This is a genomic window from Hoeflea sp. BAL378 (assembly GCF_000759435.1).
Lineage (GTDB): Bacteria > Pseudomonadota > Alphaproteobacteria > Rhizobiales > Rhizobiaceae > Hoeflea.
On record NZ_JRJG01000011.1, the window covers coordinates 32,799 to 41,038 of the forward strand.

General features: G+C 65.9%; 8 protein-coding genes and 1 tRNA gene. 6 read left to right on the forward strand and 3 right to left on the reverse strand.

Annotation, left to right across the window (positions count from 1 at the left end; translation table 11 throughout):
- The first annotated feature begins 192 nt into the window (after positions 1-192).
- Positions 193-1,494 carry a murein L,D-transpeptidase family protein gene (locus LL06_RS03795; protein WP_244447045.1) on the forward strand — a complete coding sequence of 434 codons (1,302 nt, stop codon included), beginning with the start codon at positions 193-195 and terminating at the stop codon, positions 1,492-1,494.
- Complete coding sequence (locus LL06_RS03800; RefSeq protein WP_173426104.1) at positions 1,470-1,718, forward strand: sulfurtransferase TusA family protein; 249 nt, start codon at positions 1,470-1,472, stop codon at positions 1,716-1,718. Before LL06_RS03795 ends, LL06_RS03800 begins: the two co-directional genes overlap by 25 nt.
- A 19-nt stretch (positions 1,719-1,737) precedes the next feature.
- Here LL06_RS03800 and LL06_RS03805 read toward each other — a convergent pair whose 3' ends face one another.
- Together LL06_RS03805 and LL06_RS03810 are read right to left on the reverse strand one after the other, a co-directional pair.
- Positions 1,738-2,946 carry a GTP-binding protein gene (locus LL06_RS03805; protein WP_052161183.1) on the reverse strand — a complete coding sequence of 403 codons (1,209 nt, stop codon included), beginning with the start codon at positions 2,944-2,946 and terminating at the stop codon, positions 1,738-1,740.
- 18 nt (positions 2,947-2,964) lie between these two features.
- Positions 2,965-4,137, reverse strand: coding sequence for a D-alanyl-D-alanine carboxypeptidase family protein (locus LL06_RS03810; protein WP_152599483.1), 1,173 nt, complete (start codon positions 4,135-4,137; stop codon positions 2,965-2,967).
- Positions 4,138-4,357: 220 nt separating this feature from the next.
- Here LL06_RS03810 and LL06_RS03815 point away from each other — a divergent pair, with 220 nt between their 5' ends.
- Together LL06_RS03815 and LL06_RS03820 are read left to right on the forward strand one after the other, a co-directional pair.
- Positions 4,358-5,524 carry a M20 aminoacylase family protein gene (locus tag LL06_RS03815; protein WP_035522412.1) on the forward strand — a complete coding sequence of 389 codons (1,167 nt, stop codon included), beginning with the start codon at positions 4,358-4,360 and terminating at the stop codon, positions 5,522-5,524.
- 109 nt (positions 5,525-5,633) lie between these two features.
- A tRNA-Arg gene (locus LL06_RS03820) sits at positions 5,634-5,709 on the forward strand.
- A 67-nt stretch (positions 5,710-5,776) separates the two neighbouring features.
- Here the strand turns inward: LL06_RS03820 and LL06_RS03825 are convergent.
- Complete coding sequence (locus LL06_RS03825; RefSeq protein ID WP_035522445.1) at positions 5,777-6,997, reverse strand: MFS transporter; 1,221 nt, start codon at positions 6,995-6,997, stop codon at positions 5,777-5,779.
- A 169-nt stretch (positions 6,998-7,166) separates the two neighbouring features.
- Here LL06_RS03825 and LL06_RS03830 point away from each other — a divergent pair, with 169 nt between their 5' ends.
- On the forward strand, positions 7,167-7,925 hold the full coding sequence (locus LL06_RS03830; protein ID WP_052161185.1) for a SapC family protein: 759 nt from the start codon (positions 7,167-7,169) through the stop codon (positions 7,923-7,925).
- A 12-nt stretch (positions 7,926-7,937) separates the two neighbouring features.
- Positions 7,938-8,240, forward strand: a 303-nt coding sequence (locus LL06_RS03835; RefSeq protein ID WP_035522418.1) for an NAD(P)-binding domain-containing protein, incomplete at its 3' end; no start/stop codon positions are given.

Sequence of the window (8,240 nt, forward strand, 5' to 3'; positions counted from 1 at the left end):
CCGCCGTAATCGAGCCACAATTGCATCGGCAATTGGGCCGCCCGAGACAGGCTATGTGCGGCCAATCGCGATGCGGTAAGGCTTCATGAACCATGTTTGCGTTAGTGTTGCAGTGAAATGCCCGGCCATGTGCAGCGTTGACAGCACCCTGTGAACACCGGGAACCCGCAATTGCGAAGTTCAAGAGACACCATGACCCCAATGCGCACGCTGCGATTCCTCCCCATCCTGCTTCTCGGCCTGACCGGATGCCAGGACGCGCTCGAATCCGTCTCCAACAAGGTCGAACACCCGCTGCCCGCCAAGCTCGTCAACAAGATGAAGGCGAACGACATGAGCACGCGGTCGCCCATCATGATGCGGATCTTCAAGGAAGAGGGCGTGCTCGAGGTCTGGAAGCAGAAGGGCAATGGCCGCTTCGACATCATCGCCTCCTACGAGATCTGCAAATGGTCGGGCGAGCTCGGACCCAAGTTCAAGGAGGGCGACCGGCAGGCGCCCGAGGGCTACTATCGGATCTACCCGGCGCAGATGAACCCGAAGTCGAGCTACTATCTGTCCTTCAACATGGGCTACCCGAACAGCTACGACCGTTCCTATGGCCGCACCGGCTCGAACCTGATGGTGCATGGCGCCTGTTCGTCGGCGGGCTGCTATTCCATGACCGACGAGCAGGTGCTGGAAATCTACGGCTTCGCCCGCGACGCCTTCAAGGGCGGACAGGAATATTTCCTGGTCGAGGCGCTGCCGTTCCGCATGACGCCCGAGAACATGGCGCGGCACCGCGACAGCGAGCATTTCGAATTCTGGAAGATGCTGAAGGTCGGCTACGATCATTTCGAACTGACCAAGCGCCCGCCGAAGGTGGACGTCTGCGAACGCCAGTATGTCTTCAACCAGATTCCGCAGGTCGAAAACGCCAGCTTCCAGGCCACCGCGGCCTGTCCGCCGGCAAGCTTGCCGACCACGCTGGCCTCGGCCTACTTCGCCTATGAGAAGAGCTGGAACGAGAGTTTCAGCAAGGCCGTCGCCAAGCTGGATCACGAACAGGCCAGGCAGATCGCGGCCAACGAGGCGAAGGCCCAGGCCGAGGCCAAGCGCGCCGAGCGCGAGGCCGAACAGGCGGCCCGGATCGCCGCCAATGGCGGGCAATCCCCTGCCGTCCCCGTGCTCAGCCTGTTTTCGACCGGCAATCCGCTCAAGGCGCTCGCGGCCGGATCTCCGCCCGCCACGCCGCTGATGCCCGGGCAGCCCAATGCCGGCGCCGCCACCGCCGAAGCCGCCACCGCCGAAGCGGCAGCGACCGAAGCCGCGCCGACCGCCGGGCAGACGGCCCCCGCCGCGGCCGAACTGGCAGCGCCTGCGCCCGATCTCGGCGGCGTCCCGGTTCCGGTCCCCAATCCCGCCGCCGCCGGACAGGTGGTCGCCGCCGAGCCGCTGCCTCAGCCGGCGCAGGCCAAGAAGCCGATGTGGAAGATCTGGAGCAGGAATTGAGCGTCTGCGAGACGCTGGACCTGCGCGGGCTCAAATGCCCGCTTCCGGTTCTGCGCACCCGCAGGCACCTGCGCGATCTGACGAGCGGCGCCCGGATCCGGGTCGAGACCACGGATCCGCTGGCGGTGATCGACATTCCGCATTTCTGCCGGGAAGACGGCCATCAACTGCTGAGTAGCCAGCCGACCGACGGCGGCCACGCCTTCCTGATCGAGAAGGCGTGAGCGGCTGAAAGCCTGACCGCTATCGCGCCGGGCGCAAGCCCGGAATGGCCAGCGGATTGTCGGTGAGCGCGGCCCGGTCGGGGCGTCCGATCCCGGGCTCGTCGGCAAAGGCCGAAAACAGCTCGGCGACGAAACCCTCCGGCATGTCCCGCGTGATCACCACCAGCCGCGTTTCCTGAGAGGCGCCCGCGGGCCAGGCCGGCAGCCGCACCGGCTCGGACATCAGGCTTTGCACCGCATGCAGCACCAGCGGGCGGGAGGGGTCGTCCGCCAGCCTGACGATTCCCTTCATCCGCAGCAGGTTCGGCCCGTGCGCCGACCGCAGCAGATCGAGAAACATCATCAGCGCGTCCGGCGAGATCGGCTTGCCGAAGACCAGCGAATCCGCCCGGATTCCCGCATCATGCCGGTTCACGTCATGGGAATGGGCATGGTGATGATCATGGCCGTGGTGATGGTCATGGTCATGGTCATGATCGTGATCTTGGCCGTGGCCGTGGCCGTGGCCGTGATGATGAGGATCCTGACCGCTCTCCTTCGACCCCAGCCACCGCGCCACATCGAGGCCGCGGGTGGCGGGATCATAGGCACCGGCGTCGAACAGAGCCTTCGCCGTGACCTCGGCGCTGTCGGCGTCGAGCAGCCGCGCCAGCGGATTGAGGCCCTCGAGGCGCGCGAGCAGCGCGTCGCGCGACGCCGCCAGCCCGGTTTTCGACAGCACCAGCGTGTCGGCCACCGCCACCTGGCGGCGCGCCTCCTCGTGCTCCGACAGCGTCGACAGGCCGTTGACGGCGTCGACGACGGTGACCACGCCTTCGAGCCGGTAGGATTGGCCGAGCGCCGGATGGCCGATCACCGACTGCATCACCGGCACCGGATCGGCGAGCCCCGTGGTCTCGATGACGACCCGCGAAAACGGCCGGACGCGGCCCGATTGCATCCGGTCCATCAGGTCGGCGAGAGTGTCCACCAGCTCGCCGCGCACGGTGCAACACAGGCATCCGTCCGACAGTTCGATCACGCCGTCGCCCGAGCTTTCGACCAGCAGGTGATCGATGCCGACATCGCCGAATTCATTGATGATCAGCGCCGCGTCGGTGAGCCACGGATCGCGGATCAGCCGGTTGAGCAAGGTGGTCTTGCCCGCGCCCAGGAACCCGGTCAGGATCGAGACGGGGACGCCCCGCGGCGCCGTCCAGGTGCTGCCGGATGAGGTCTCAGCGGTCATCGCACGGCTCTTTCAGGGTCAGGTTTCGGGACGCGGGATCGGGATCGGCACGCTCGAGCGCAGCGGCATGGCCTCGGCTGCGGGCGCGGCGGGTGCGGTGAATGCCGATGCGGCGATCGGCTTGACCTCTCCGCCAGGCCCGTCGGAGGGCCGCGCCATCGGGATCGGAACGCGCGACAGGGCGATCTCCACGCCCGTGGTGGCGGGACTGGCTGGCGCCTGCACCAATCGCCGCTCACGCTGCAGTTCGACCAGATAGGGTGAGTTGAGCACGAGCTTGCCGTCCTCGTCGCGGTCGTCGTTGCGCTCCGCCTGCGCGGTCTTGGTGCAGATATTGGCGGAAATATCGGCGACCACATCCCGACCCTCGCCATAGGGCGCAAGGTTCATGAGCGTGACGCCACCGGCGCCGGAACTGGTCAGGGTCTCCTGCAGCATCCGTGCGGACTCCTCGGCTCTGGCCTGTTGCGACAGGGCGCCGAGCACGACGCTGATCACGGTCTTCCCGTTGCGCGTCGCCGAGGACACCTGATTGAACCCGGAAGCGCAGATGAATCCGGTCTTCATCCCGTCGGCGCCTTGGAACCTGCCTATCAGCAGATTGTGGTTCTCCTCGGTCGAGGATCCCATGGCGAAGCCCTCGTAGCCGAAATAGGGCGCGAACTCGGGAAAGTCGCGGCGAAGGGCAACCGCCAGCACAGCCATGTCCCGCGCGGTGGTGTATTGTCCGCTGGCCGGCAGTCCATGCGGATTGACGAACCGGGTCGACAGCATGCCGAGCCTGACGGCGGTGGCGTTCATCTCCGCGACGAAGGCCTCCTTGCTGCCGGCAACCGCTTCGGCGATCGCCACGGCGACGTCGTTTGCGGACTTGATCATGAGGTATTTGATCGCCGAATCGAGCGGAAAGCGCTCGCCGGGCTTGAAATACATTTTGCTGGGCGGTTCGCTGGCGGCGGGCACCGACATGGCGATCGGCGTCTCCAGCGTCATCTGTCCCGACCTGATCGCCGAGAACACGATATACACAGTCATGAGCTTGGTCAGCGACGCCGGATACCAGCGTTGAAAGGCCTGTTCATGCTCGATGACCCGGCCGGTGGCGAGGTCCACGGCTATCCTGGGATTGGCCGCCGCCACGCTGGCCCCCAACAGCATCAGCGCCGCCATTGCCACGCCGATTCTGCGCATCTGTCGCATTCCCATCATCCCTGATACCCGCTTTTCAACATTTCACGGAGCTTCTCGGCCGCCCGGAGGACAAACCGCACCGGGCGCGAAGCAATCGATCCGCTGATTTCTGCTCGTCATACCCGCCTACTTAGCCTATATGGCAGACAGATGGCAAAAGGCGATATCAACTTGCGCGCCCTTGCCCGATCTTAAAATCAAGAAGCCATAGGGGTGAAAGATGCAACTGGTCGCCGATGTTGTCTCCATGAAGGACGAGGTCGCCGAATGGCGCCGCACGCTTCACGCCGATCCCGAATTGCTGTTCGACGTGCACAACACCGCGGCCTTCGTCGCCGACAAGCTCCGCGCCTTCGGCTGCGACGAGGTCGTCACCGGCATCGGCCAGACCGGCGTCGTCGGCATCATCCATGGCCGCCCCGGCGGCAACGGCCCGGCCATCGGCCTGCGCGCCGACATGGACGCCCTGCCGATCACCGAGATCACCGGCCTGCCTTGGGCCTCGCGCACGCCGGGCAAGATGCATGCCTGCGGCCATGACGGCCACACCGCGATGCTGCTGGGGGCGGCCCGCCACCTGGCCGCGACCCGCAATTTCACCGGATCCGTGGCGGTCATCTTCCAGCCCGCCGAAGAGGGCGGCGGCGGCGGCCGCGAAATGGTCAATGACGGCATGATGGAGCGGTTCGGCATCGCCAAGGTGTTCGGCATGCACAATCTGCCGGGTCTGCCGGTCGGCCAGTTCGCCATCCGCAAGGGGCCGATCATGGCCGCGACCGACATTTTCGACATCACCGTCAAGGGCCGCGGCGGCCATGCGGCGATGCCCTACCAGACCATCGATCCGATCGTAGCCTCCGCGGCCATCGTCTCCTCGCTGCAGACCATCGCCTCGCGCAACGCCAACCCGCTCGAATCGCTGGTGGTCTCGGTGACGAAGTTCCTCGGCGGCTCGGCCTACAACATCATTCCCGAAACCGTCGAGCTGGCCGGCACCGTGCGCACCCTGTCGCCGGCGATGCGCGATCTCGCGGAAGCGCGGATCACCGAGATCGCCCGGGGCGTCGCCGCCGCCCACGGCGCGGAAGCCACGGTCAGGTATCTGAGGAACTACCCGGTCACCTTCAACCATGCCGACGAGACCGATTTCGCCGCCGATGTGGCCGAAAGCCTGGCGGGCGAGGGCATGGTCGAGCGAAACCAGCCGCCGACCATGGGCGGCGAGGACTTCTCCTTCATGCTCGAGGCCCGGCCCGGCGCCTTCATCTTCATGGGCAATGGCGACACCGCCGGCCTGCATCACCCGGCCTATGATTTCAACGACGACGCCATCCCCGTCGGCGTCTCCTATTGGGTCAGGCTCGCCGAAAAGGCGCTGGCGGCATAGCCGCCATCCGCCCCTGCCCTGTCCACGGCACATCGGTGCGAATAGCGCCGCATCGGGGCGGTTCTCCTTATTGAAGAACCGCCCCGGTTTCTGTATGCAGGGAACGCGTGGTCCCGTAGCTCAGGGGATAGAGCACAGGATTCCTAATCCTGGGGTCGAAGGTTCGAATCCTTCCGGGATCACCACCCTCCCACGCGCCGCTTCCGAAAACATGGTCGGCATTTTCCAGGCCACGTGCCGCCCGGAGCCTGATCAGGCCGCGACAGGCTCTCCGCGCCGCGCCCGCGACTTGAACAGCAAGAGCCCGATGATCGCGATGTTGAGCAGGTTCCAGGCGATGCCGTTGAGGAAGGCCGCCTGGTAGGAGCCGGTCAGGTCGTAGATCCAGCCCGACATCCAGCCGCCCAGCGCCATGCCGAGAATCGTCGCCATGATGACGAAGCCGACCCTCGCGCCGGCTTCCCTGGCCGGCATGTATTCGCGCACGATCAGCGCGTAGCTCGGCACGATCCCGCCCTGCGACAGGCCGAAGATGAGGCTCACGATATAGAGCGGCACCAGCGCGTCGAACGGCAGGTAGAGAAACAGCGCGCTGCATTGCAGCGTCGAGCCGATCAGCAGCGTCTTGACCCCGCCCAGCCTGTCGGCGATCAGACCCGAGACCAGCCGCGACACCACCCCGCCCATCAGCATCAGCGACAGCATCTCCGCCCCGACCGCGGGGCCGTAGCCCAAGTCCGTGCAGTAGGAGACCAGGTGCACCTGCGGCATCGCCATCGCCACGCAGCAGCCGACGCCGGCCACGCCCAGCATCCATTGCAGCGCGGTGGGCGAGAAGCTGACCGAGCGCGCATTGGCCGCCGACATCCGGTTGGCATGCGCCGTGGCGCTCTCGGGCACCCGGCGCCTGAGCAGCAGCGACAAGGGCAGGATCATCAGCACCGGCAGGACCGCCAGCACCGTGTAGACGGCGCGCCAGCCGTGATCGTTGAGGATGCCCGCGAGCAGCATCGGCCAGATCGCCCCCGACAGGTAGTTCCCGCTCGCGGCGATGGCGACAGCGATGCCGCGCCTTTTGTAGAACCAGTGGGAGATGTCGGCGATCAGGGGACCGAAACTCGCCGCCGTGCCGAAGCCGATGATGAAATGCGTGACCGTGAGCATTGGCACCGAGCCGCTCAGCGCCGCGAGGCCAAAGCCCGCCGCAATGGCGAGCGCCGATCCGGCCAGCGCCGTGGTGATCCCCCATTTGTCGACGGCGCGGCCGATGACGAGATTGCCGAGCCCGAAGCCGACCATGGTCATGGTGTAGGGAAGCGAGGCGTCGGCCCGGGCGATGGCGAATTCGGCCTGCACCGCGGGCATGATGACGATGATTGCCCACATGCCGACATTGCCGATAACGGCGATTGCGAGCGTTGCGCCGAGCCGCATCCACGAATACCGGCTGTCAAGGATGTCGGACTCTGTCATGCCGGCCAATTTATGGAGAGGCGGCAGCTTTGTATAGCCGGCCCGCTTCCAGCACACGGGAAAACGCGATTTCTCGCGGGCGCGGGCGGCCACTGCCGATTGTTCTTGAATTGCGGGGGGAGACGCGCGAAAAATCCTTGCGGGGAACACAACCATGGGGGGATCAGTAATGGCCGGCAAGACAGAGACCCAGACGAACCCGCTTCCGCTGTTCTACCGGTCGCCCGAGGCCGTCAGCCCGGAGCGCCATGGCGACAAGGGAGTGGCGCTGGGCGGCAATCTCGGCTTCGCGGCCGGCGCCCACGTCATCCCGCTGATGGCGGCCGAAATGCCCGCGGCCATGCGGTCCTATCCGATCGTCTTTTCCACACCCGATTTCATGCCGATGGTCATCACCGGCATCAGGGAGGGCGAGAACCTGTTCATCGATGCCGCGGGCAGATGGGCGGAACCGCATTATGTGCCGGCCTATGTGCGGCGCTATCCCTTCATCCTCTCGGGCGGCGAGACCGACGAACGGCTGGCGCTGTGCATCGAGAATGATCCCGAACGGCTGGTCAGCCTGGACGGCGCCGGCGAGGACGTCAAGCCGCTGTTCGAGGACCGGGGCCAGGGCGAAGTCATCAGGCACGCCCTGTCGTTCTGCGAGCAGTATCAGGGCATGTATGTGAAGACCCGGCAGATCATGAAGGTCATCGCCGACAGCGGGCTGCTGGCCGAACGCACCGGCAAGATCACGCTTGGCGACGGCCAGACGTTCAACATCGCCGGCTTCCACCTCGTCGACGAGGCGAAGCTTCTCGCCATGAGCGACGAGGATTTCTTGAAGCTCCGCCATGCCGACGCCCTGGCGACCGTCTATTGTCATCTCGCCTCCATGAACAGCTGGACCTCGGTCCTGCACCAGGCGGGCCTGCGCAACGCCTGAAGGAATTTCAACATGACCCTATCGATTGCAGTGCTCGGCACCGGGCTGATGGGCCTTCCGATGGCCCGAAGGCTGATCGGCGCCGGGTTCGATGTCACCGTCTGGAACAGGGACGCGGCAAAATCCGCACCGCTCTTGGCCGAGGGGGCACGGGTCGCGGCCAGCGCCGCCGACGCCGTCCGCAATGCGACCCATGTCATCACCATGCTGACCGACGGGGCGGCCGTGGAGAATGTCCTGTTCGCGCAAGGCGTTGCCGAAGCTCTCGCCGCCGGCGCCACCGTCATCGACATGAGCTCGATCCGGCCGTCCCAG